General features: G+C 63.9%; 18 protein-coding genes. 8 read left to right on the top strand and 10 right to left on the bottom strand.

All coding sequences use genetic code 11. The features are described from left to right. Positions 1-176 precede the first annotated feature (176 nt). Complete coding sequence (locus NO363_RS06290; RefSeq protein ID WP_256687709.1) at positions 177-959, top strand: IclR family transcriptional regulator; 783 nt, start codon at positions 177-179, stop codon at positions 957-959. A 107-nt stretch (positions 960-1,066) separates the two neighbouring features. Next, positions 1,067-2,035, top strand: a complete 969-nt coding sequence (locus NO363_RS06285; protein WP_256687708.1) for an MBL fold metallo-hydrolase — start codon at positions 1,067-1,069, stop codon at positions 2,033-2,035. Between the two features lie 9 nt (positions 2,036-2,044). Here the strand turns inward: NO363_RS06285 and NO363_RS06280 are convergent, their stop codons facing one another. The 3 genes from NO363_RS06280 to NO363_RS06270 all read right to left on the bottom strand — a co-directional run bounded on the left by NO363_RS06280 (position 2,045) and on the right by NO363_RS06270 (position 4,835). Further along, entirely contained in the window at positions 2,045-2,470 is a 426-nt protein-coding gene (locus NO363_RS06280) for a Zn-ribbon domain-containing OB-fold protein (protein WP_256687706.1), read from the bottom strand. 104 nt (positions 2,471-2,574) lie between these two features. After that, the gene (locus tag NO363_RS06275) at positions 2,575-3,636 is read right to left on the bottom strand and encodes an FAS1-like dehydratase domain-containing protein (RefSeq protein ID WP_256687704.1); all 1,062 of its coding nucleotides are present in this window, start codon (positions 3,634-3,636) and stop codon (positions 2,575-2,577) included. Between the two features lie 17 nt (positions 3,637-3,653). Next, entirely contained in the window at positions 3,654-4,835 is a 1,182-nt protein-coding gene (locus tag NO363_RS06270) for a thiolase C-terminal domain-containing protein (RefSeq protein WP_256687703.1), read from the bottom strand. 89 nt (positions 4,836-4,924) lie between these two features. On the opposite strand from NO363_RS06270, the gene NO363_RS06265 reads away from it, so the two are divergent. Then, on the top strand, positions 4,925-5,701 hold the full coding sequence (locus NO363_RS06265; RefSeq protein ID WP_256687701.1) for an SDR family NAD(P)-dependent oxidoreductase: 777 nt from the start codon (positions 4,925-4,927) through the stop codon (positions 5,699-5,701). Positions 5,702-6,488: 787 nt separating this feature from the next. Continuing rightward, positions 6,489-7,646: a thiolase family protein gene (locus NO363_RS06260; protein ID WP_256687699.1), complete on the top strand. Its 1,158-nt coding sequence runs from the start codon at positions 6,489-6,491 to the stop codon at positions 7,644-7,646. Positions 7,647-7,752: 106 nt separating this feature from the next. Here the strand turns inward: NO363_RS06260 and NO363_RS06255 are convergent, their stop codons facing one another. Beyond that, entirely contained in the window at positions 7,753-8,874 is a 1,122-nt protein-coding gene (locus tag NO363_RS06255; protein WP_256687697.1) for an acyl-CoA dehydrogenase family protein, read from the bottom strand. Positions 8,875-8,877: 3 nt separating this feature from the next. Then, positions 8,878-10,059 carry an acyl-CoA dehydrogenase family protein gene (locus NO363_RS06250; RefSeq protein ID WP_256687695.1) on the bottom strand — a complete coding sequence of 394 codons (1,182 nt, stop codon included), beginning with the start codon at positions 10,057-10,059 and terminating at the stop codon, positions 8,878-8,880. A gap of 179 nt (positions 10,060-10,238) precedes the next feature. Between NO363_RS06250 and NO363_RS06245 the strand changes: the two genes are divergently transcribed. Beyond that, positions 10,239-11,894, top strand: a complete 1,656-nt coding sequence (locus NO363_RS06245) for a class I adenylate-forming enzyme family protein (protein ID WP_256687693.1) — start codon at positions 10,239-10,241, stop codon at positions 11,892-11,894. Between the two features lie 165 nt (positions 11,895-12,059). Here NO363_RS06245 and NO363_RS06240 read toward each other — a convergent pair whose 3' ends face one another. Beyond that, positions 12,060-12,860 carry an enoyl-CoA hydratase/isomerase family protein gene (locus tag NO363_RS06240; protein WP_256687691.1) on the bottom strand — a complete coding sequence of 267 codons (801 nt, stop codon included), beginning with the start codon at positions 12,858-12,860 and terminating at the stop codon, positions 12,060-12,062. A gap of 169 nt (positions 12,861-13,029) precedes the next feature. Here NO363_RS06240 and NO363_RS06235 point away from each other — a divergent pair, with 169 nt between their 5' ends. Both NO363_RS06235 and NO363_RS06230 read left to right on the top strand, forming a co-directional pair. Next, positions 13,030-14,208, top strand: coding sequence for an acyl-CoA dehydrogenase family protein (locus NO363_RS06235; RefSeq protein WP_256687690.1), 1,179 nt, complete (start codon positions 13,030-13,032; stop codon positions 14,206-14,208). 1 nt (position 14,209) lies between these two features. Further along, the gene (locus tag NO363_RS06230; protein ID WP_256687689.1) at positions 14,210-15,337 is read left to right on the top strand and encodes an acyl-CoA dehydrogenase family protein; all 1,128 of its coding nucleotides are present in this window, start codon (positions 14,210-14,212) and stop codon (positions 15,335-15,337) included. Positions 15,338-15,412: 75 nt separating this feature from the next. Here NO363_RS06230 and NO363_RS06225 read toward each other — a convergent pair whose 3' ends face one another. Together NO363_RS06225 and NO363_RS06220 are read right to left on the bottom strand one after the other, a co-directional pair. Continuing rightward, positions 15,413-17,071, bottom strand: a complete 1,659-nt coding sequence (locus NO363_RS06225) for an amidohydrolase (RefSeq protein WP_256687688.1) — start codon at positions 17,069-17,071, stop codon at positions 15,413-15,415. Positions 17,072-17,082: 11 nt separating this feature from the next. Further along, positions 17,083-18,480: an APC family permease gene (locus NO363_RS06220; protein WP_256687687.1), complete on the bottom strand. Its 1,398-nt coding sequence runs from the start codon at positions 18,478-18,480 to the stop codon at positions 17,083-17,085. Between the two features lie 490 nt (positions 18,481-18,970). Here NO363_RS06220 and rdfA point away from each other — a divergent pair, with 490 nt between their 5' ends. After that, complete coding sequence (gene rdfA, locus NO363_RS06215) at positions 18,971-19,603, top strand: rod-determining factor RdfA (RefSeq protein ID WP_256687686.1); 633 nt, start codon at positions 18,971-18,973, stop codon at positions 19,601-19,603. A gap of 80 nt (positions 19,604-19,683) precedes the next feature. Here the strand turns inward: rdfA and NO363_RS06210 are convergent, their stop codons facing one another. Both NO363_RS06210 and mutS read right to left on the bottom strand, forming a co-directional pair. Continuing rightward, entirely contained in the window at positions 19,684-20,247 is a 564-nt protein-coding gene (locus tag NO363_RS06210; protein WP_256687684.1) for an IS630 family transposase, read from the bottom strand. Between the two features lie 164 nt (positions 20,248-20,411). Further along, positions 20,412-23,066, bottom strand: a complete 2,655-nt coding sequence (gene mutS, locus NO363_RS06205) for a DNA mismatch repair protein MutS (RefSeq protein ID WP_256687682.1) — start codon at positions 23,064-23,066, stop codon at positions 20,412-20,414. Position 23,067: the final 1 nt, after the last annotated feature.

Below are 23,067 nucleotides of genomic sequence, written 5' to 3'. Positions count from 1 at the left end.
GTGTGTGCGACCTTTGCAGTCCGCGCGCTCGCGATCGATATCTCGGAAGCAATCATTCGCCGATCTAACCGTTGTGGTGGCTGTACCAGAACTGCCGATCCTCGGCCATCGCTGCCCTGCTGCGCTGCTTTCGATATACACGAAACCTTGATGTTGAATCGCCGGCCCATTTCTGTATGGATGCATCCGACACCGTGCCGATACAGTCGCTCAGGACCGCCAAGGACATCATCGATTTCCTGGTCGAGAACGACGGCGCAGGCGTTACCGAGACCGCCGAACGGATCGACAGACCGCTGAGCACGACTCACGAATATCTCAGTACGTTGACCGAAATCGGCTACGTCATCCGTGGCGACGACGGCTACTACGTCAGCTCGCTCCATCTCTCGATCGGCACGGAGGTACGGAGCCAGGACCCGTTGTACGCGGCGGCGAAGCCGGAGATCGACAAGTTCGCCGCCGAGACCGACAACAACATCGCCCTGTTGAAGGAGGAGAGTGGCTATGGCGTCACGCTCTACAGCGTCGAGAACGACGATTCGATACGGATTCAGCCACGGGCGGGCAATCGCAACTATCTCCACATCAACGCGGGCGGCAAGGCCATTCTGGCAAGTCTCCCGCACGAACGAGTCGTGGAGATCGTCGAGCGCGTCGGGCTCGACGCCGTCACCGAGAACACGATCACCGATCGGGAGACGCTGTTCGAGGAACTCGAAACGATCCGGGAGGTCGGCTACGCCGTCTCGCGCGAGGAGGACATCGTCGGCATCCACGAAATCGCGATCCCGATCCTCGTCGAGGACGCCCGCAACATCGGCTCGATCCTCGTCTACGGCCCCGCGAGCGAGTTCACCGACGAGCGCCTCACCGAGGAACTACCCGAGGCGCTCCGCAGACTCAAGAACGTCTTGGAGTTCAACCTCACGTACGCACAGTACAGTACGACTCAGTGAGAGCAGAGATTCCCTGATCAGCGGCGACGGCTGCGCATCGGAATCCGTCTGTCTCACTGCCACGATCGACCCCGTAACGTTATTCCATTGCACTCCGAACTCGTATCGTGACCAGCATCGATCGAATACGGCTGCCGACGCCCTTCAACGTCGGGGATGTCAACTGTTACCTGCTACCGACGGCTGAACTCACCGTGATCGATCCCGGGCCGGAGACAGCCGACGCTCGGACGGCACTCCGCTCGGGTCTGAACGAGCGTGATTACTCCGTCGAAGACATCGCGAACGTTCTCATCACGCACCCACACATGGACCACTTTGGCGGCGCACGGCGGCTCGCCAACGAGGCGGATGCGCGCGTCATCGCCCACGAGGACGCGGTCGAGCGCCTCGCGGCCCCGACCGGCCAGTTCGAGGACGAACAGGCGTTCTTCCACGCATTCTTGCGTTCGATGGGGATGCCCGACGACACCGTCCGGACTGTCCTCACGCTCCCCGAATCGTACACGGATTTCCAGCGTCCGGTCTCACCCGATCGGACGGTCGCCGACGGCGAGCGACTCGATGTCGGCGTCACTCTCGACTGCGTTCACACGCCGGGCCACGCCGTCGGCTCGGTCTGTTATCGGCTCCGAAGCGAGAACACCGTCTTCACCGGCGATCACGTGCTCCCGGACATCACCCCGAACCCGACGCTCACGACACTCCCCGGGAAAAGCGACGAGCGAACACGGAGCCTCCCGACGTATCTCGCGTCGCTCGAAAAACTTCGTGCGGTCGACGAGGCGGTCGGCTACGGTGGCCACGGCGAGCGAATGACGGCTCTCCAGGAACGCATCGACGAGACGATCGCCCACCATCACGAGCGAAAGGAACACATCGCGGGGATGGTTCCCGACTCCGAACCGGGAACCACGGCCTATCGACTGATGAACGAGCTGTTTCCGGAACTGCCCGCGACCGAGGGATTCGTGGGAATCTCCGAGGTCGTCGGCCATCTCGACCTGCTCGACGACGAGGGTCGAATCGACTGGCACGAAACCGACGGGGTCAGAAAATGCGTGCTCGCCGACTGAGGAGCTGTTTCAGGAGGGACGGAACAGCGGGACCGTCGTATCTTCGTTGACGTCCTCCCAAACCACTTCGACCGGCATGCCGATCTCGACCGCTTCGGGATCGACATCGACGACCTGCGTGATGAGGCGGATATCCTCGGTTCCGTCGAGCAGGACGGTCGAGACGTTGTAGGGGGTGTGGTCCTCGTGGGCGGGGCTGGCGGCGTAGTGGGTCGTCGTGTACGTGTAGACCTCGCCCGTACCGGGGACATCAGCCCAGTCGACCTCGAACGAGCGACATTCGGGACAGACCGGCGTGGGCGGGTGCCGGCGCTCGCCACAGTCCGCGCACTCCTGGACGACGAGCTCGTGTCGGTTGCACGCCTCCCAGAACGGGGCGGTGTCGATTCCCTTCTCCGGGAGCGGGAAGATCTCCTCTCTGGTAGTACCTCTCATTGTCCTCGTCCTCCCTTTCCGGTCGCCGTGGAATAAACGTTCCGTCCATTCGCCCGCCCGTGGTTCGACGGCATCGCCATCCGACTATCGCATCCCCTCATCGACTATTTCACCCCGTCCCTGACGAGCGCGACCGACGACGGACAGACGTCCCGGCCGTCGTTGTCCATCGTCACGGCGAGCTCGATCCGGCCCTCGGTTTCGTCGACGTCCGTGACCTCGGCTCCGACCGAGAGTTCGTCGCCGGCATAGGCCGTCCCCTGGATGGCGATCTCGCGCTCGGCGATCCGCCACTCCGGGCCGGCCCACTGCACCGCCACCCGGTCGGCCAATCCTTGAAGCGCCATCGTGTTGAGGAAGATCGTCTCGTTACCCCGTGAGCGGGTGTACTCCGGATCGTGGTGATGGCCCGAGAAGTCCCGCGTCGCGGCCGCGTTGTGGACGACCTTCGTGTACGTGACCGGAAATTCGTATCCCTCGACCGTGTCGCCTGGCGAGACCTCGCCGACGTCGATCGATGCGTACGGGTCGTCGGGTCCCTGCCCCTCCGGCACGTCGACCGCACGACGACCCTCGGCGAAGGGCGTATCGAACGATTCCGTGTTCTCCTCCTCGTCGGCGGCACTGTAACGGAGCATCACGTTCGACTCCTCGGCGACGAGTTCGCCGCCGCCGTCGCGGTAGGTCGTCTTCTCGGTGACGAAGTTGCCCGTCCCGACCCGTGTCTCCTTCTCCTCGCTCACGGACTCGATCGAGGTCTGCCAGTTCAGCTGCGTGCCGACCAGCAGCGGTCGATAGATCGTGGTCTTCGACTGCGTGTTGATGATGGTGTCCTTCCCGCCCGGCAACGGCACGTCCGTCACCGAGACGTCCTCACCCTCGTCCCCCTCGGTCTCCGGGCCGGGTGTCCACTCCGGATCCATCTTCCAGGTCCAGAACAGACCCGGCGGGCTCCGAACCCCGCCCCAGTGGTTCGCCGCGAAGCGCTCGTCCCAGAAGGAGGGGTTCGCGTCCTCGATCAGCGCGGCGTAGAACTGGATCATCGAGCGGTTGACCGGTTCTGCGGCAAAGAACGTGTCTCCGGACCGGCCGACCCACTCCTGTGCTTCCTCGAACGATCCCGTCGCTACGTCGATCGCCGTGACGTCGTCGTTTTCTGAACTCATTTTTCTGTGATGTGTAACTACGCGGGCGAGAGGATCAGCCCGCTGTGGGGGGTCACGCCCGGCCCGCTGGCGACGAGGCTGTACTCGACGTCGTCGACCTGCGTCGGTGAGGTACCTCTGACTTGCCGGGCGGCTTCGACGACGAGGTTGAACCCGTGGATGTACGCCTCCGAGAGATTCCCACCGGAAGTGTTGATCGGGAGATCGGCGTCGGGCCCGATGGCGTTGCCGTCGACGAACAGCTCGCCGGCCTCGCCGCGAGGTGCGAACCCGTAGTCCTCGGCGGTCATCAACACCATCCCGGTGAAGTTCTCGTAGAGCTGTGCGACGTCGATGTCGTCGGGCGTGAGCCCGGCGCTCTCGAACAGCCGGTCGGCGACCCGCGCGGCGTTCGAGGTCGGGTAGTCCTCAAGCGGCATGTTGTGCGAGGAGAGGATCCCGCTGCCCCAGCCCGGGCCACCGCCCTGTGCGGCCGACGTGATCTCGACGGCCGGCTGTGGCAGGTCGGCAGCGTTCTCGGCGGAGGTAACGAGCACGGCACAGGCCCCGTCGCTTTCGAGACAGCAGTCGTAGAGCTTGTACGGGTCGGTGATCGGCGGCGAATCCATGTACTCCTCCATCGTCATCTCGCGGTCGTGCATTACGGCCCGCGGGTTGCGGTTCGCGTGGGCGCGCGAGGTGAGCGCGACGTGGCCCAAATGTTCCTGTGGGATGTCGTATTCGTGCATGTAGCGCTGTGCGGGCAGCGCGTACATCTGCGGCGGCGTTTCGAGACCAAGGGAGTGGGCAAACGCGTCGGTACCCTCCGCGTAATCGATACCCTGTGTCTGGCCACGACGGCCGAACTGGCCCTGACAGAGCGCGCGGTAGGCGACGACGTACTCCGCCGCGCCCGACTCGATGGCCATCGCGGCGTTCATCACCGCGGCGGAGCCGCCACAGCCACCGCCGCCCCAGACCTTGTTCGAGAACTTCACTTCAGGGATGCCGAGCGCATCGGCGACGAGCGAGCCCTTGTTCCGATCGTTCGCGTACGACGAGAAGCCGTCGACGTCCTCGATGTCGACGCCGGCGTCCCCGGCGGCGTTCTCGATCGCCTCACAGGCGAGCTCGAACTCGCTGCGGTCGGTCATCTCGCCCTGTTTGACATATTCCGTCTCGCCGAGTCCGACGATACATGCGTCTGAATTCCACGGCATACGAACTCATCCATGGTCCGACTAATAAATCCCTCGGACGTGCCGGGAGCAGTAGGTTTAATACTCCGACCTCGGAATCGCTGTTCGCAATGGATCTCGGAATCAGCGACAAGACCGCCGTCGTCACCGGCGGCGGTGGCCGGATCGGCAGCGCCGACTGTGAGATACTCGCCGACGAAGGCGCGGACGTCTACTGTCTCGATGTCGATCTGGAGGGTGCCGAATCGGTCGCGGCCGACCTCGACGACGTCGCCGGCAGCGTCGAGGCGGTCGAGTGTGATCTCACCGATCGCGATGGCGTCGCCTCGACGATCGAGACGATCCGCGAGGAGAGCGGCGGCGTCGATATCCTCGTCAACAACGCGGCGGCGGTCGACGCGCGCTCGAAGCTCGAGAACTACGACGACGATCTCTGGGACCGCGACGTGGCGGTCAACCTCACCGGGACGTACAACATCACCCGCGAGGTGTTCCCCGCGATGTGCGAGCGCGGCTGGGGCCGGGTCATGAACATGACGTCGATCGCGGGCTGGCTCGGTGGATTCGGCCAAGCCTCCTACTCGGCGACGAAATCCGCGCTCATCGGCTTCGGCAAGACGCTCGCGCTAGAGGGCGCACAGTCGGGTGTCACGGCGAACATCGTCGCGCCGAGTCTCGCGGCGAGCGAGCTCGCCGACCTGGAGTTGGAGGAGATCGAGGCGATGGACGAGCACATGCACCGGATCGTGGAGATGATCCCGATGCGCCGAGCCGGCCGCGAGGAGGACATCGCGAACCTCATCGCCTACCTGTCGAGCGAGCAGGCGAACTACATCACCGGCCAGCTCGTCGGCGTCACCGGCGGTGCGGACCTGTTCGCGTTCTGAAAAACGACTACGTATCCCGGACGGGTCGATCGCGACGAACGGCGCGGTCCCGTTCTGCACGCTTCTTCATGATTTTCCGAACAGCATCGCACGAGACGATATCGCACGGAACCAGCGCGATGCTGACGAAACGCCATACATTGTTCCGGTATTATCGAAAATATAGTTCAGTGACTTGCCGACCCGTTTTGCGGACAAAGTAATCCGAATCTACACCGGGCCTCGATCGTTTCGTCCACGACTGCGATGACACGAACGGGATTGTTCCGGCTTGCAGTCCGCTTTCGATACGTCTGTTCTATATTCGACAATATCGAATTTCAATATTCAGCGCACTCACGAGGCGTTTGGGACCGCCACTAGCAATGAAGCATCGTTTTTGATCCACTCGATCGCGAGCTCGCTACCGACCCGGGTCGTCATCACAAATAGAATAACAGCGGTAACTTTGTTATTCTTGGGACGATTGATTGTTCCTAATTCCTCATCCCATCGTGTGGCCTCCGGCTATTCGACTCGGGAAAAGAACGAACGGGGAGTGACGGTGTGCGATCGAGCATGGTCGATAATTGCTGACGAATACGACGATATCGGAACACTACTCGTCGCCAGTGCCGAAAAATCGCCCTCAGTGACGTGCCCTCTGACAATTTTCGATACTGTCGGATCTCAGGTGTGGAAAACGAGAGTAATCCGTTGATCGGCAACGGCATCGATCGTGATCGTTTCACCCGCGTCGCCAAAACATTCAAGCGTTCTCGAAGCATTCGATGGAATAGAATTCCCAATGAACGATCCTGTTATCGTCGACTGCGTCAGAACGCCGTTCGGGGCGGACGGGGGCGTGTTCCGCGACACGCACCCCCAGGACCTCGCGGCCGCACCGCTACGCGCGCTCGAAGAACGGGTCGGGTTCGATCCCGCGACCACCGTCGACGACGCCGCGATCGGCTGTGTCACCGCCGTCGACAAGCAGGGGAGCAACATCGGTCGGCACGCGACGATGGTCGCCGGCTGGGGCGACGCCGTCCCGGGCTTCCAGCTCAATCGGATGTGTGGCTCGGGCCAGACGACCCTCAACCTCGCCGCTGCGAGCGTGAAGTCGGGCTATCGAGATGTAATGGTCGCCGGCGGCGTCGAGCATATGACCGACCACGCTATCGGAGACGATGCGGGCGAGCGCAGCGAGACCTACCACGAACTGTTCCCCGTCGGCAGCGAGACCAACCAGTTCCAGGGGGCCGAGCTCATCGCCGATCGCTGGGACATCACCCGCGAAGACGTCGACTCGATCGCCCTCGATTCCCAACGCCGCTGGAAGGAAGCCTGGGACGCCGGCCACTACGACAGCCAGGTGACGCCCGTCGAGACCGAACTCGACGGCGAGGACATTACTGTGGAGGTCGACGAACACCCCCGGCCGGAGACCGACATGGAGACGCTCTCGAATCTTCCTGTACTTGCCAGGGAGGAGGGCGACGGCGTCATCCACGCCGGGAACTCCTCGGGCGTCGTCGATGGCTCGGCAGCGCTGCTGGTCGCGGACCCTGACGTCGCCGACGATCGCGGCTGGGACCCGATGGTCCGTATCGTCGATACCCACATCGTCGGGGTCTCGCCAGAGACGATCCTCACTGGGCCGCTACCGGCGACCAACGAGATCCTCGCGGCGAACGACATGACCGGGGCGGACATCGACCTGTTCGAGTGCAACGAGGCGTTCGCGTCGGTCGTCGCGGCGTGGCTCCAGGACACCGACGCCGAGTGGGACCGGACCAACGTCTGGGGCGGGGCGATCGCCCACGGCCACCCGCTCGGTGCGACCGGGAGCATGCTCGTGACGAAACTCGCCCACCAGCTCCAAGAGACTGGCCAGCGCTACGGGCTCTCGACGATGTGTATCGGTCTCGGCATGGGCGTCGCCACCATCATCGAACGAGTGTAGCGCGATACCGCCTGAACTGTCGTTTTTCTGCGAATCGATGTCCGAGAGAGAGAACTGCAAAACCAGTTCTCGATTTCGATCGAAAAGAGATGGGTCGCGGTCGGTTCTACAGCCGGATGTCGGCGATCCGTCGGCGATGTTCCGTCGGCGAGCCGAGGAGGTTCGCCCACGTTTTGGCCTGTTTGAGGAAGATATGGCCGTCGTGGTCCCACGTGTAGCCCGTCGCCCCGTGGTTGAAGATGTCGTCCTCGAAGAGCTCGCCACAGTGCTCGGTGCAGTACGCCGTCGCCGCCGAGACGGCCCGGCGTGCGTCCTCCTCGTCGTTCGCGATCGCCCACGCCGCGTAGTAGGTGAGCGATCGCGCGGCCTCCGTGTCGAGCCACATATCGGCGATGCGGTGTTTGACGGCCTGGAACTGTCCGATCGGCTTGTCGAACTGCTCGCGCTGCTTGCCGTACTCGACCGACCGGTCGACCGCCTCGTCGGCCCCGCCGACGAGCATCGCACACATCGAGACGTTGAGACGATCGATGGCGCGTTCGAGCGCGTCCCCGCCGCCATCGACCGGGCCGAGCCGCGCGCCGGAAACCTCGACCCCGTCGAAGGTGAGTTCGTACAGCGGTCGGGTCTTGTCGAGCGTGTCGAGCTGCTCCGCCTCCGCCGCCGCAGGATCGACGAAGAACAGCGTGATGCCGCCGTAGCCGGTGTCCTGGCGGGTTCGAGCGGGCACGACCACTCGATCGACGCTTTCGGCGTAGGGCACGAGCGTCTTCGTCCCATCGAGACGATAGCCGTCGTCCGTGGGTTCGGCCTCCATCCGGATGGCTTCGGGGAGCGATTCGGTGGCGTCGTCGTAGAGTGCGACGCTCGCACGGAGATCGCCGTCGGCGATCGCCGGCAGGAACTGCCCTTTCTGCTCGTCGGTGCCGAGTTCCGCGAGTAACGGGACGGTGAACCCGAGCGTCTCGGGCAGCGGTCCCGGGAGTGCGACCCGGCCGGCCTCCTCGAACAGTAGCGAGAGGTAGAGCAGATCGTCACCCAAGCCACCGTATTCGAGCGGGACGCTCAATGCGGGGTAATCCATCTCCGCGAGACCGTCCCAGACCTCGCCGACGACGTCCTCGCCGTCCATCTGTCGGCGGGCGAGTTCGATGCCGCCCTCCGATTCGAGGTAGTCACGCACCGATTCCTGCATCTGTGTCTGTTCGTCCGAGAGCGTGAAATCCATGGGTTACTCCTGGTCTCCCTTCGGCAGTCCGAGCACGCGTTCGCCGATGATGTTGCGCTGGATGTCCGATGTCCCGCCGCCGATCCGGATCGAGATGTTCGCGAGCGAGTCCTTCGCCGCCCCGTTCGGCGAGTCGTCGCCCCAGAGCGCTGCCTTCGGCCCACCGAGTTTCACTCTAAACCGATGGAGGTCGGCAGCGATCTCGCTGTCGTACAGTTTGCCGAAGGAAGCTTCGGCACCGAGATCGCCGTTCATCTGCTTGCTCACGTTGCGGAAGTAGGTCAGCTTCGCCGCCTGAATCCGGGTGTCGAACTCGGCGAGTTTCTCGCGGACGTGTGGATCCTCCACCAGCGGCGTGCCGCCGCGCGTCTCGTTCTTACAGAACTCGACGAGTTCGTCGAAGCGCCGTTCGAGATCGAGCGACTGCGAGAGCGAGATCCGCTCGAAGGAGAGCTGTCGCATGGCGACCTCCCAGCCCTCATCGACTTCGTTGAGGACGTTCTCCTTCGGCGTCGTCGCGTCGTCGAAATAGACCTGATTGAACTCGCGCTCGTCGGTGATCTGGCGGATACGGTCGGTCGTCACACCCTCCTGGTCCATGTCGACGATGAGGGCCGTGATGCCGTGGTGTTTCGGTCCCGAATTATCGGTGCGAGTGAACATGTAACACCAGTCGGCTTTGTGGGCGTGCGTCGTCCAAATCTTCTGCCCGTTGATGCGGAAGTGGTCGCCCTCGTCGACGGCTTTGCACTGGAGGCTCGCGAGGTCGGAGCCGACGTCCGGTTCGGAGTAGCCGATACACCAGAGTTCCTCGCCGCTCAGGATCTTCGGCAGATAGCGCTCCTTCTGTTCCTCGGTGCCGAACCCTTCGATCGCCGGGCCGACGAGGTCGACCCCGATCTCGCTGCGCTCGGGCGGCGGGTTCACGCGGGCCTTCTCCTGTTGGTAGATCAACTGCTGCATCAGGCTCGCGTCGCGACCGCCGTACTCCTCGGGCCAGTGGATCGCCGCCCAGCCACCCTCGTGGAGTTTCCGCTGCCACTCCCGGAGGAACTGTTCGCGCTCGTCCTCGTCGTCCGGCAGGTCGCGCTCGCCATCGATCCAGCCGTCGGGGAGGTTCTCCTCGTACCACTCCCGGATCTCGCGACGGAACGCCTCCTGCTCGTCAGTGTAGTCGAAGTTCATGCGTGGTTTTGCAACCGTCGATACGTCCGCAGTTATCTTTGATAAATGTTTTCCCTCGATCACCATCGCGTTCCGATTTCGGGTGGAGCCACTCTCCCCAATGCCGCCGACCGCGGAAAACGATAACAATCTATGGGAAAGAACTAAGACATATGGTTTCAAACGTGACGGATCGAGGGATGAAGTTTCACCAACGGACACCGCTCCGACATCTCGGGGATCTCCCGTCGATGGGAGCCGAGCGATACGGGGAGAAGACGGCGATGCACCACCAGGAAGACGAACTGAGCTACGCGGAGCTCGAAGCCACCGCCAACAGGATCGCGAACGGGCTCGTCGACGCGGGCGTCGAACCGGGCGATCGGGTCGCCATTGCGATGGAGAACAACCTCACGTACATGCCGGTCGCGTTCGGTATCTGTAAGGTAGGGGCGGTGGCCGTACCGCTCAATGTCCAACTGGCACACGACCGGCTCGTCTACGTCCTGGAAGACGCGGGCGTCGACGTCCTGTTCGGCTCCGAACGGCTGGCAGAGCTGGTCGTCGGGCTCCACGAGACGCTCGATCTCGAACACGCGTTCGTTCCGGGCGGCGAAGCGGGGGGCGTCACGGATTACGACGAATTGATCGCGGACCGCGCCACGGAGTTCGAGACCGTCGATCGCGATTACGAGACCGACGCCTGTTTCCAGGGCTATACGAGCGGGACCACAGGCAACCCGAAGGGAGTCCCGATGACCCACCGCAACATCCTCACGACGTTGCAGGCGTTCGCCGAAACGCAGGCGATCGACCCGGAAGGGGACTCGATACTCCTGATCACGCCGATGTACCACATCATCGGACTGATCGGCAGTACGCTGTTGACGCTGTACAGCGGGCGGTCGGTCGTGCTCCAGAATCAGCTCAGGCCGGACGTGCTGCTCGAAACGATCGACCGACGCGGGATCACCGATCACACCGGCGTCCCGGCGCTGTACATCAGCATGCTCCAGGAGGTCGAAGCCAACCCCGAGCAGTACGATGTCTCCTCGATCAAGACACTAGGGATCGGTGCGGCACCGCTGGCTGCCGACACCCGCAACCGCATCGAGGATGCCTTCGGCGTCGCACTCGTCGAGGGCTGGGGGATGACCGAAACCACGGCGGGCACGGCCGCATCCGCGAGGGGCGTCCAGAAGGGCGCGGGCTGTATCGGCCAGCCGATGCCGGGTATCGAGATGAAGCTGGTCGACCCGACGACTCGCGAGACGCGCGTGCCGCCCGAACATCTCGATCCGACCGCGCCGGCCGGTCTCACTGGCTACGAACCCGACTTTGACGACGAGGCGAGCTACACGGGCGAGATCGCGATCCGCGGCCCACCAGTGTTCGAGGGCTACTACAACCTGCCCGAGAAGAACGAGGAGGTGTTCGACGACGAGGGCTGGTTCTACACCAAGGACATCGCGCGCGTCGACGAGGATCGATTCCTCTGGATGGTCGATCGGAGCGACGACATGCTGGTCGTCGGCGGCGAGAACGTCTATCCCGCCGAGATCGAGGACGAACTGTTCTTCCATCCCGACGTCGAGGAAGCAGCGGTCGTCGCCGCCGATCACGAGGTGAAGGGCGAGGCACCCGTCGCCTACGTCGTCAGCGAGGAGGGTGCAACCGTCACCGAGAACGAAATCCGCCGGTTCGCGCTGGAGAACGTCGCGGCGTACGCCCATCCACGGCGAGTGTTCTTCGTCGATGAACTCCCCAAAAGCGCGACTCAGAAGGTCCAACGGTACAAGCTCGAAGAGCGTGTCGAATCGGAGATCGGAACGCTCGAACCGAGCGAGAAGCTCTGAGCTGAACGCGTCGTCTCCGTTTCTCTTTCCCACGCTGACGTGCACTGCGAGGCGACCACCCACGCTGCTGAGGATCTCGTCAACTATCGAGAAGACGTCGATTGGTCGTATCCGCCCGGAACGTTCGACCGTTCCGCAGCATCGTATCGTCGCGGCCGAATCGATTTACTTCCCTTCGAACTCCGGTTCGCGTTGCTCGGAGAAGGCGGCCATCCCCTCGGCGAGATCGTCGGTGTCGAGGAGATGGCCAAGGCTGCTCGCCTCGACCTCCAGGCCGGCGTCGATGCTCTCGGCAGCGGCGTGGATCGCGCGTTTCGTGTACCGCTGGGCGATCGGCGGCCCTTCGGCGATCGACTGGGCGAAGTCGATCGCCCGCTCGTCGAACTCGTCGTCGGGATAGACTTCGTGGACGTACTGCCATTCTTGCATCTGCTCGGCGGAAAAGCGGTCGGCGGTGAAGATGATGTATTTCGCCGTGCTCTCGCCGACGAGCTGCTGGAGGCGGGCGGAGCCACCCCAACCGGGGAGGAGTCCGAGGTTGTGCTCGGGCAGGCCGAACTCCGCGCTCTCGGACGCGACGCGGAGATCGGCACACATGGTGAGCTCCATGCCGGCCCCGAGGGCGAAGCCGTCCACGGCGGCGATGACGGGCAGCGGTGACTCGCGGAACTGGCCGAACACCGACTGACCGTGGCGCGACGATTCGACGCCGGATCGCGTCGGATCGTCACTGTCGTCGTCCATCCCGTCGCCGACGTCCGCGCCGGCCGAGAACGCCCGCCCCTCGCCCGTGATGACGACAGCGCGTGTGCTGTCGTCGTCTTCGAGCTCCGAGAGCGCGTCGGTGAGCTCTTCGGCCATCGCGGGCGAGAAGGTGTTCATCTCCTCGGGCCGATCCAGCACGATGTGGCCGAGCGTGTCGGATTCCCGTTCGACTCGGATCGAAGTGTAGGTATGCTCGCTCATGGGATGTGCCAGCGTCGACTCCGGCGCTGGTTCGCCGGGGGTTCGCCCCCGTCCCTAATCCGTGTTTCCCTTCCACACGCCGACGGCGGCCGCGAGTCCCACCGCTTTTCCGCCCACTGCACAAGGTATATGTGGAATTGCCCCGTCCGGTAGCCCGTCGAGACAGACAATGGATTTCGAGTACACCGAGGATCAAGAACGGTTCCGGCAGGAGCTTCGCGAGTGGCTTCGCGAGAACCTGCCGGATGGGTGGCAAGCGGGCGAACGTCCGGGGACGGACGATCCCGAAGAAAGCGTCGAGTTCCTGCTCGACTGGCAGCGAACGCTCCACGAGGGTGGTTGGGCGGGGCTCCACTGGCCTGAAGAGTACGGGGGTGCGGACGCCTCGCTGCTCGAACAGGTCATCTACAGCCAGGAGACGGCGCGCGTCGACGCGCCGGCGCGCATCAACGCCGTCGGCATCGATTTCGTCGGGCCGACGCTGATGGAGCTCGGCACCGACGAGCAGAAAGAACGGTTCCTGCCGAAGATCCTGAGTGGCGAGGAGCTCTGGTGTCAGGGCTACTCCGAACCGGATGCCGGTTCTGACCTCGCGAGTCTCTCGCTATCGGCCGATCGAAACGGTGACGAGTTCCTGCTCAACGGGCAGAAGGTCTGGACGAGCTACGCGCACGTCGCCGACTGGTGTTTCCTGTTGACGAGAACGGACGAATCGGGGCCGAAACACCACGGCATCACCGTCTTCCTGGTTGATATGGATCAAGAAGAGATACAGACCGAACCGATCCATCAGATCACCGACGAGACGGATTTCAACGAGGTGTTCTTCGACGACGCCGTGGCGCGCGAAGAGCACATCGTCGGCGAGATCGACGAGGGATGGGAGGTCGCGATGACGCTCTCGGCGTTCGAGCACAGCATGTCGGACGTGTTCTCGATCGACCAGCGTTGGCGCTCGCTCGTCGAGTTCTGTGAGGAACACGAACGCGACGGCAAGCCGCTCGCCGAGCACACCCACGTGCGCCGCGAACTCGCCCGGCTCCACACCCGCATCCAGGCGGGTAAACTCACTCACTACCGGAACGTGAGCAAGCAGATGGAAACGGGAGTTCCCGGCCCGGAGGGGTCGATGGACAAGGTGTTCAACAACCAGACCGAGAAGAAGCTGGAGAACTTCGCGCGGCGATTACTCGGGGCGAACAACGCCCTCTGGACGGATGGCCCGGACGATGGCCAGTGGGTGACGGACCTGCTGATGCCCTACGGGAAGATGATCGCCGGCGGGACGAAGGACGTCCAGCGAAACATCATCGCCGAGCGCGTGCTCGGGCTGCCGAAGGACGACTGATATGGACTTCAGAATCAACGACGAACAACGACAGATGCGCGAGACGGCGCGGGAGTTCTTCGAGGATCGGGAGGTCCTCGAACGCGCCCGGGAACGGATCGACGGCGAAGCGGTGGTCGACGACCTCTGGGCCGATCTATCCGAGATGGACTACCCGGCGCTGACGATCCCGCTCGAATACAACGGGCTGGGCGACGACGTGCTCTACCTCTCGCTGTTGCTCGAAGAGGCCGGCCGGGTCGCGCTGCCGGCCCCGCTGCCCGAAACGCTCGCGTTCGGTGCGTTCGTGCTCGACGAACTCGGCACCGACGACCAGAAGGAGGAATTCCTGCCGGCGATCGCCGACGGCGAGCAGCGGCTGAGCTTCGCACTCTACGAATCGGGCCAGGAATCGCTGCCCAGGGATATCCAACTCGCCGCCGCACCGACCGACGAGGGGTACCGCCTCGACGGGACGAAGACCCTCGTGCCGTTCGGCAAGCAGGTCGATACGATCGTCGTCGCCGCACGAACGGGCTCCGGCACCGGGATGGACGGCATCAGTCTCTTCCTGGTGGATGCCGAGCGCGTCGATAGCGAACCGCAGGACACCCTCGATCGGACGCGCCCGACAACGAAACTCCATTTCGACGACTTCACCGTCGACGAGAGCGCGCTGCTCGGGACGGAGGGCGAGGCCGGATCGGTGCTCCAGGAAGCGATGGATCGGTACACCGTCGCCACCTGTGCGATGACCGTCGGGGCCGCGAGCCGCGCGGTGGAGATGTCGTCCGAGTACGGCAGCCAGCGTGAGCAGTTCGACAAACCGATCGGGCAGTTCCAGGCCGTCAAACACCGCATCGCCGATATGTGGATGGCCACACAGGCCGCGCGATCGCTCACCTACTACGCGGCCTGGGCGCTCGAAAACGACGAGGAGGACGCTGCGCGTGCGGTCTCGGAGGCCAAACTGTTCTGTTCGGAGCAGCTCACACAGGTCTTCGCCGACGACATCCACAACCACGGCGGGATGGGCTTCACTTCGGAGCACGACGGCCACATCTACTTCAAGCAGGCGAAGGCGTGGGAGACGTTCCTCGGCACGCCGACTGAGCATCTCGATCGCATCGCCGACAGCCACGATCTGTAGCCGTCCCACATCGGGGGACCAATCTCGTTTTCGGGAGGGAGAACTGTCGTTAGTTCACGCGAACCGAGACGTTTCCTACTCGGTCGCCGCGGGGAACGGGTCGCCACCCATTACCGTCCCCCAAACCGGGACATCCTTGAGCGCCGCCGGATCGACGACGGTCGGATCTTCTTCGAGCACGGCGAAGTCGGCCCGCTTGCCGGCCTCGATGGAACCGACCTCGTCGTCCATCCCGAGCAGGTAGGCGGCGTCGATGGTGATGGTTCTGAGCGCTTCGTCGACGGAGATGCGTTCGTCGTCACCGAGCACGCGATCGCTGGCGGTGACGCGGTTGACGGCGCTCCACGCCGTGTGTAGCGGCGCGAGCGGCGTGACTGGCGCGTCCGAGTGAACGCTGAAGGGGACGCCGGCGCGCTTGGCGGTCGCACAGGCGTTCATCCGTTCGGCACGCTCCGGGCCGACCGTCACCTCGTAGTGTTGATCGCCGTAGTAGTAGAGGTGGTTGCTGAAGAGGTTGACACAGAGGCCGAGCGCCGCCATCCGGCGGTACTGGTCGGCCGTGGCCAGCTGACAGTGCTGGACGGTGTGGCGGTGGTCGAACCGTGGCGACTCGCGCTGGAGTAACTCGACGGCATCGACGAACCGCTCGCTGGCCTCGTCGCCGTTGCAGTGACAGTCGATCGATAGCCCCGCCTCGTGATACGGGAGCATCGTCTCCATGATCTCCCGGGGGTCGGACGACAGCGACCAGAACCCGTTCGACTGTCCGCCGTAGTAGTGTGGCCAACGCAGCCGGGCGGAGAAGCCCTGGATCGAGCCGTCCATGAACAGTTTCACGCCGCCGAGACGGAGCTTCTCCGTGCTCTCTTCGGAGAGTTCGTCGAGATACTCCGCGAGATCGGCGTGATCCCTGTCGCTCTGGCGGACGCTGTAGGACATCGAGACCCGCACCGGAAATTCGTCGTCGTTGACGACGCGCTGCCAGCGATCCACGATGTCGGGATCGGTGAGCTGTGGGCCGCCGAGTTCGGCAATGGTGGTGCAGCCGGCGTTGCGCGCCACCTTCCCGTAGTTCCGTATCGCCGGTTCGGCGCTGAGATCGGCGAGCAGGCGCATGTGCTCCTCGCTGACGAGCATCAGTGCCGTCGGCTCCCGGAGTACACCGGTGGGATCGCCAGCGGCGTCCGTGGCGACACCGTCGACATCGGCGTGTTCGTCGATCCCGTCCTGCTCGACGAGCGCCGAGTTGACCGATGCCGTGTGCGCGTTGAGATGGAGGACGAAGATCGGGCGCTCCTCCGAGACTTCGTCGAGCTCGGCGGCGGTCAACGATTCACCGTCGTCGAAGTAGATCGGTTCGACACCCCACGCGAGCAGCGGTTCGTCGGGAGCGAGCTCGTCGTCGATCTCGTTCAGTCGGTCGAGCACGTCGGCGACGCTCCGACAGCCCGGCCAGTACGTCCCGTCCGGGCTGTCGCGGCCGTAGTAGCCGAGGTAGGGGTACGACCAGAGCGCGCCGGCCATCGAGTGTGCGTGTGCCTCGACGAAGCCGGGTAACAACACGTTGTCCGCGAAGCGCTCGTCGACCGTCTCGTTTCCCCAGTCCTCGAGCTCTGCGACACTGCCGACACCGAGCACGCGACCGTCCCGGACGGCGACGGCGCTCGCTTCCGGCCGACTTGGATTCATCGTGACGATTCGATCGGCGACGTAGATGGTTGTTTGTTCAGTCATGAATCAGTCTGTCAGTCGGAGCGATTTAGCTGTTCGCCTCCGTCGCTTTGCACGGTACGAAAGCCGACGCCGGAGCTCATGAGCCGGCTGCTGTCGCCGACCTGCCACCACCGGAGTCCGAAGACGAGAACGCTGACCGCCACGAGACCGAGATACGCGACGAATGCCTGTGGCTGCGTGACGACGAGGAAAACCGTCATGATGGCCAGGATCACGAACAGCCCCAGCGCCGACCAGCGGACGACGCGTGGGCGGAGCCAGCGCGTGCTCGCTACGCTCTCGGCGTCAAAGATGTCGGGGAACGTCGACGGGAGTCGAACGCCGACGATCGAGTGGATCATGAGCGGGACGACGAACAGGAAGGAAAAACTGGCCGCCAGCGTGCCGAAGGAGACGTCGACGAACGTGAGTGCTACCGACAGCACGTAGAGAACGAGGAGGAAGTAGACGGGTTCGCCGTGTTCGTTCTCGCGGCCGACCCACTCGGGGAAGACGTTGTCGTCGACGAGCACCGAGAAGATACGGGTGAAGACGGCGACCGAGGCGATGTTCGTCGTGAACCCCGCGACGAGCGCGCCGATGCCGGTCACAACGACGAGATTGCCCGAGAGATACTGGCCGACGACGAACCCGAGCGTCTGGCCTTCGAGCTGTGCGTACGAGACGACGCCGACGGCGACGAACAACACGACCACCGAGACGAGGATATCCACGATGGCGCTCGTGACGATGATGCCGCCGATCGTGTTCTCGACGTCCTCGATCTCCTCGCCGAAGTTGATGATCTTGATCGCACCACCACCCAGGGTGAGGAGGACCGCGTACGCCGGGAGCGCGCCGATGAACCCTTCCGGCATGACCGGCGTCAGATTCGCCATCTCGACGTTGAGCAGCCCGCCGCCGACGATCACGCCGATCGAGAGCAGCAAGACCGCATCGAGCACGATCTCGGCCACGCCGGTCGCGCGGATGCCGAACCAGACAACCGCGAACGAGATCGTCAACAGGAGCACGGTGAACAGTTCGGTCGAGATCGTGGGCACGATCGCGTTGAGGAAGGACGCACCGCCGAGCAACATGTATCGGAGATAGATCAGTCCGCCGAGCATGAGTCCGGAAAAGGAGATCGTGAAGCCGACGAGCTTGCTCAGATTCTTGCGCTCCGGAAGCAACATTCTCGTCGTGTAGTAGTAGCTGCCGGCCGTCTTCGGCCACGCTTTCGTCAGCGTGAGATACGTCGGAAGCGCGAGGAAGGTCGGCACGGCCACCAGCAGCATGATGAGCACGGTGATCGGGCCGCCCATCGCCCCCGCGATCACCGGCGTGGCCCACAGTCCGCCACCGACACTACTTCCGATGGCGATGGCGACCCCGCCGACGAAGCCGATCTTCGCGTTCTCCGAGACCATCGCTCGTCACCTGGGCCCCGGGATGGAGACATCTGTCGCGTCACCATCCCGCTCGACGCGGTGTTTCCGATTCTCGTTCAACCACACCGCCCGTTGATCGGTAACTACTGCCACAAAAGACCGTGGAATTGAATATACATAGTTGTTTCGCACATATTCCAACACGAATATGACGAAAGATAGAATTAACTCGGGTGTAGTTCGATATATTCGGATCTATCGAGACACTGGATCTGGTTCTCTCCTCGCGTGTCCGGAACTACCACGGTCGATACTGTAGCTTTAACGGCGGCGTTCCAACTCAACCGTCTACTGTTCCCGTCGTATCTGAGAGCGATCGTTGATAACGAGCCTGTCGGTCGAGGCTCCAAACTATCGATCTTCGAGAGTGGCGAATATGGCCGTCGGGAAACCACGATCGTCGGTTCTCGTTTCGCCCTCCGGACGACGAGCACACAAGAGCTATTGGAGCCGCCGGCGGAGGAACGGCATGGCCGACGCAGACGAGAGCACGGGGTCGACGGGGCGGCGGAACAAGGTCGCTCGGCTGATCGACGAGTACGACCTCGACGGGATCGGTGCGGAGATGGAACGCCGCTGGACCGCACCCGACGACGAACGGACGAGTCTGCGCGATCTCGCGACCCACTTCAACCAGCGACTGCTGGCGGCAGCGATGGCTACGGCGGGCATGCAGCCACTCGCTGGCGAGATCGAGAACACGTACCAACTGCTCACCGACGAAGAGACCAGCAGCGCCGATCGGACCCAGACCCGCCGACAGCTCGAACGTGACGGCGTCCCGGTCGAGGAACTCCAGTCGGATTTCGTCACCTACCAGGCGATCCGGAGCTACCTCACCGAACACCGGGGAGCCGAATACAGTGCCGACGATCGGGATCGAACCGTCGTTGAGGCCGAGAACGTCCAGCGACTCCGGGGGCGTGTCGAGACCGTCACCGAGGAGAAACTCGACCGGCTCCGCCGGAATACGGAGTTCGATCTCGGCGAGTTCATGCTGTTCGTCGACGTGAGCGTACTCTGCGAGGACTGCGGGCAGCGCTACGGCATCGACGAACTGCTCGAACGCGGTGGCTGTGATTGTACGACATCGTCGGACTGATCCGTCCCGACCCCCCTTTCCTTCGTTGGCGACCGACCGAACGACCGCCATAGTAAGATAACTTCTGAAAACTCAATCGATCAATCATCCCCATCGACGATCCACCATCGTCCCGTCTCTCGCTCGTGGGGACCATGCGACGTTTCTGTCTCGTCGGATACTTCCTCATCGTCTCCGTCACCCGCTGTCGCTCGCTGTCCCGGCCGATCTGCGGGCTTCGCTGACGACTCCGTAACGGAGAGTCCGAGATTTCGAAGGAACGTCGAGAGATAGTTCGGATGGTACTCGACGTCGAACTCGTTGGCGAGAAGACGCCGGATCTCCTGGATTCGCCAGGGCTGGCTCTTGCGAAGTAGATCGAGCAGCTCTTCTTTTTCTCCGTCGTCGAGTTTCGCGGGCCGTCCGCCCCCGAAATCCGGCATGAGCTCCTCGAATCCGCCCTCGTTCCAGGCGCTTGCCCACCGGGTTCCGGTCGCCGGCGACCGTCCCTCGCGATCGGCCGCCTCGGGGATGGTATCGCCTCGATAGAGATTTTTTACGAAGCCGATCCGCCGGAGACGATGATCGTCCTCGGTCGCCCGCAGCAGCTCGTCGATTTCCTCTTCGGGCAGATGCCGTTCGATCTCCGTTCGACGTGTTCCCATTGACCGTCTTTCATGGTTCACTTTCAAAAGTTTTCGTACTCTACGTTAGTCGGCCCGCGAGAGACCGTTCCCAGTTCGTCTCGTTGAACCAGGACCGCGCTGGACGATCGACTGTCGGACTCTCCATCCCCGTCGATGAGATTCCACAAATATCGGAAATTTGGTTATTCCGAGGAATCGTTGGCCAGCCGTTGCTGCCACTCCTCGACGCTACCCATGAGTTCGACCGGCGACGTCTCCGCGACGTTCGTCTCGCGGACCGCCTCCAGCACGGCCTCGGCTTCGGGGTCGATCGACGAGTCGGGATCGTCGTCCGGCGTGGTTTCGGAATCGCTGTCTCGGGGCTGCTGTCCACCGTCGGCGCTGGCGGAGCCACGGAACGACTCGCTGTCGAGATCGAAGACGGCCTGGACCGATTCGCCAGATGAGCCGCGCGCCTCGATGGCCTTCTCGGCGCGGAGCTTCGCGAGAACGTCCCGCGATCGGTCGACGACGGGCTCGGGAACGCCGGCGAGATCGGCAACGTGGACCCCGTAGGAGCGATCGGTTGCACCCTCTCGTACCGTGCGGAGGAAGGTCACGTCGTCCCCCTGTTCCTCGACCGCGACGTGGACGTTCGCCACCCGGTCGAGATGCTCGGCGAGACCCGTGAGTTCGTGGTAGTGGGTCGCGAACAGCGTCTTCGCGCGCACCTCGTTGTGGAGATATTCGGTTGCAGCCCACGCGATCGAGATCCCGTCGTACGTCGCCGTTCCGCGCCCCACCTCGTCGAGGATCACCAACGAGTCCTCGGTCGCCGAGTGGAGGATGTTGGCGAGCTCGCTCATCTCGACCATGAACGTCGAGCGCCCCTGCGCGAGTTCGTCGAGCGCGCCCACGCGCGTGTAGATCCCATCGACGGGATCGATCTGCGCGCTCCTGGCGGGCACGAAACTCCCGATCTGGGCGAGCAGTGTGATCAACGCGCTCTGGCGCATGTAGGTGGATTTCCCGCTCATGTTTGGCCCGGTGACGACGAGGAAGCCGCGCTCGTCGGAGAGGGCGAGATCGTTCGGGACGAACTCGACCTCGCGTTCGACGACCGGATGCCGACCCGCCTCGATGTCGATGCCCGACTCCACCAGTTCGGGGCGCACCCAGTCGTTTTCGACCGCGTGGACCGCGAGACTCGACAGACAGTCACAGTCGGCGAGCGCGCGACCCACGTCCTGGAGGAGCTCGGCGCGCTCGGCGACGCGCTCCCTGAGAGCGACGAACAGCTCGTGTTCGAGTTCGCCACGGCGCTCCTCGAACCGGAATATCTCGCGTTCGCGCTCGTTCAGTTCCTCGGTGGTGTAGCGCTTCGCGTTCTTCAGCGACTTGATCTCGTCGTACTCCTCGGGGACTTCGCCGGTCTCTGAGTTACCGACCTGGATGTAGTAGCCGTCGGTCTTGTTGCGACCGGTGCTCAGATGCGTGATACCGAGTCGGGATTGTTCACGCTCCGCGAGCCCGTCCATCCAGTCGAGCGCTTCCTCGTGACTCTCGATCAGCTCGTCCAGCTCCTCGTGGTAGCCCTGCCGGATGAGGCCGCCCTCGCGGGTGCTCGCCGGCGGCTCCTCGGCGAGCGCGTCGGCGAGTTCGTCCACGAGTTCCGACGCAGCCGCTCGATCCGGACGCGAGACGGCCTCGGCGAGTGGGGAGTCGGCGAGCGCGGAACCCTCGATCACGCCGGCGACCTCGTCGAGCACCGAAAGTGTGTCGCGCACCCGAAGCAGGTCGCGCGCGTCGGCACTGCCCGAGACCGCCTTGCTCGCCAGCCGTGCGACGTCGTAGCCGTCGCCGAGCGTCTCGCGGAGTCGTTCGCGCGCGAGCGCCTCGCGCGCGAGTGCGTCCACGCAGTCCGCCCGCCGCGTGAGTTCGCCTTCGTCCTGGATCGGCCGACAGAGCCGTTCGCGAAGGGTGCGTCCCCCGGCGCTCGTCACGGTGTGGTCGACGACGTCGACCAGCGAGCGCCCGCCATCGCCCATCGTCTCGACGAGTTCGAGGTTGCGCTGGGTGGTCGCGTCGAGCGCGACGCTCTCGCCCGTGTCGTACGGCTGCAGGCGTGTCATCGACGCCAGCACGCCCAGCCCCGTCTCGTCGACGTACGACAGCAGCCCGCCGGCCGCCCGGATCGCTCCAGGCGCATCGTCGAGCCCCACGCTCGACACCGTCGTCGCGCCGAACTGCTCGTCGACTGTGTGTCGCGCCCGTCCCGGTGCGAACGCGTCGGTCGCGTGCAGCGAGAGCGTCGCGTCGGTCGTGCGGAACTCCGCGAGCAGGTCGTCGTCCGCGCGCACGTCGGGCCCTGGCAGGATCTCGGCGGGACCGAATCGATACAGCTCGGTGAGTAGCTCGTCGCCGTCGAGCTCGGTCGCGTGAAAACGACCCGTGGTGACGTCGGCGACGGCGAACCCGTACCCCTCGCTCTCCGCGACGATCGCCGCGAGATAGCGCGCCTCGCTGTCGGTGCTTTCGAGGAGCGTGCCCGGCGTGACGACGCGCTCGATGGCCCGCTTGTGCCCGCCGTCGACCTCGTACTGATCGGCGACGGCAACGCGATAGCCGCGTTCGACGAGCACCTTCAGATAGGCCGTCAGTTCGCTGAGAGGCACGCCGGCCATCGGATAGGACGAGCCGTGTGAGGACTTCTGCGATACCTTGAGATCGAGCTCCTCGCCAACGAACTCGGCGTCGTCGGCGAAGAACTCGTAGAAATCGCCACACTGCATCGCCAGCAAGTCGGCGTCGGTCTCGTCTTTGAGGGCGAGGAACTCCCCGACGATTCCCTCGGTCATG

This window comes from Halococcus qingdaonensis (genome assembly GCF_024508235.1).
Classification (GTDB): Archaea; Halobacteriota; Halobacteria; order Halobacteriales; family Halococcaceae; genus Halococcus; species Halococcus qingdaonensis.
Note: the sequence above shows the minus strand (reverse complement) of the source record. Positions and strands in the feature narration are given on the sequence as shown.

Coding starts and splice junctions, on each gene's coding strand:
- NO363_RS06275 (WP_256687704.1), bottom strand. CDS start 3,636: ATGAGTTCAGAAAACGACGACGTCACGGCGATCGACGTAGCGACGGGA.
- NO363_RS06265 (WP_256687701.1), top strand. CDS start 4,925: ATGGATCTCGGAATCAGCGACAAGACCGCCGTCGTCACCGGCGGCGGT.
- NO363_RS06225 (WP_256687688.1), bottom strand. CDS start 17,071: ATGACTGAACAAACAACCATCTACGTCGCCGATCGAATCGTCACGATG.
- NO363_RS06210 (WP_256687684.1), bottom strand. CDS start 20,247: ATGGGAACACGTCGAACGGAGATCGAACGGCATCTGCCCGAAGAGGAA.
- NO363_RS06245 (WP_256687693.1), top strand. CDS start 10,239: ATGAAGTTTCACCAACGGACACCGCTCCGACATCTCGGGGATCTCCCG.
- NO363_RS06290 (WP_256687709.1), top strand. CDS start 177: ATGGATGCATCCGACACCGTGCCGATACAGTCGCTCAGGACCGCCAAG.
- NO363_RS06220 (WP_256687687.1), bottom strand. CDS start 18,480: ATGGTCTCGGAGAACGCGAAGATCGGCTTCGTCGGCGGGGTCGCCATC.
- NO363_RS06260 (WP_256687699.1), top strand. CDS start 6,489: ATGAACGATCCTGTTATCGTCGACTGCGTCAGAACGCCGTTCGGGGCG.
- NO363_RS06240 (WP_256687691.1), bottom strand. CDS start 12,860: ATGAGCGAGCATACCTACACTTCGATCCGAGTCGAACGGGAATCCGAC.
- NO363_RS06250 (WP_256687695.1), bottom strand. CDS start 10,059: ATGAACTTCGACTACACTGACGAGCAGGAGGCGTTCCGTCGCGAGATC.
- mutS (WP_256687682.1), bottom strand. CDS start 23,066: ATGACCGAGGGAATCGTCGGGGAGTTCCTCGCCCTCAAAGACGAGACC.
- NO363_RS06270 (WP_256687703.1), bottom strand. CDS start 4,835: ATGCCGTGGAATTCAGACGCATGTATCGTCGGACTCGGCGAGACGGAA.
- NO363_RS06280 (WP_256687706.1), bottom strand. CDS start 2,470: ATGAGAGGTACTACCAGAGAGGAGATCTTCCCGCTCCCGGAGAAGGGA.
- rdfA (WP_256687686.1), top strand. CDS start 18,971: ATGGCCGACGCAGACGAGAGCACGGGGTCGACGGGGCGGCGGAACAAG.
- NO363_RS06235 (WP_256687690.1), top strand. CDS start 13,030: ATGGATTTCGAGTACACCGAGGATCAAGAACGGTTCCGGCAGGAGCTT.
- NO363_RS06255 (WP_256687697.1), bottom strand. CDS start 8,874: ATGGATTTCACGCTCTCGGACGAACAGACACAGATGCAGGAATCGGTG.
- NO363_RS06230 (WP_256687689.1), top strand. CDS start 14,210: ATGGACTTCAGAATCAACGACGAACAACGACAGATGCGCGAGACGGCG.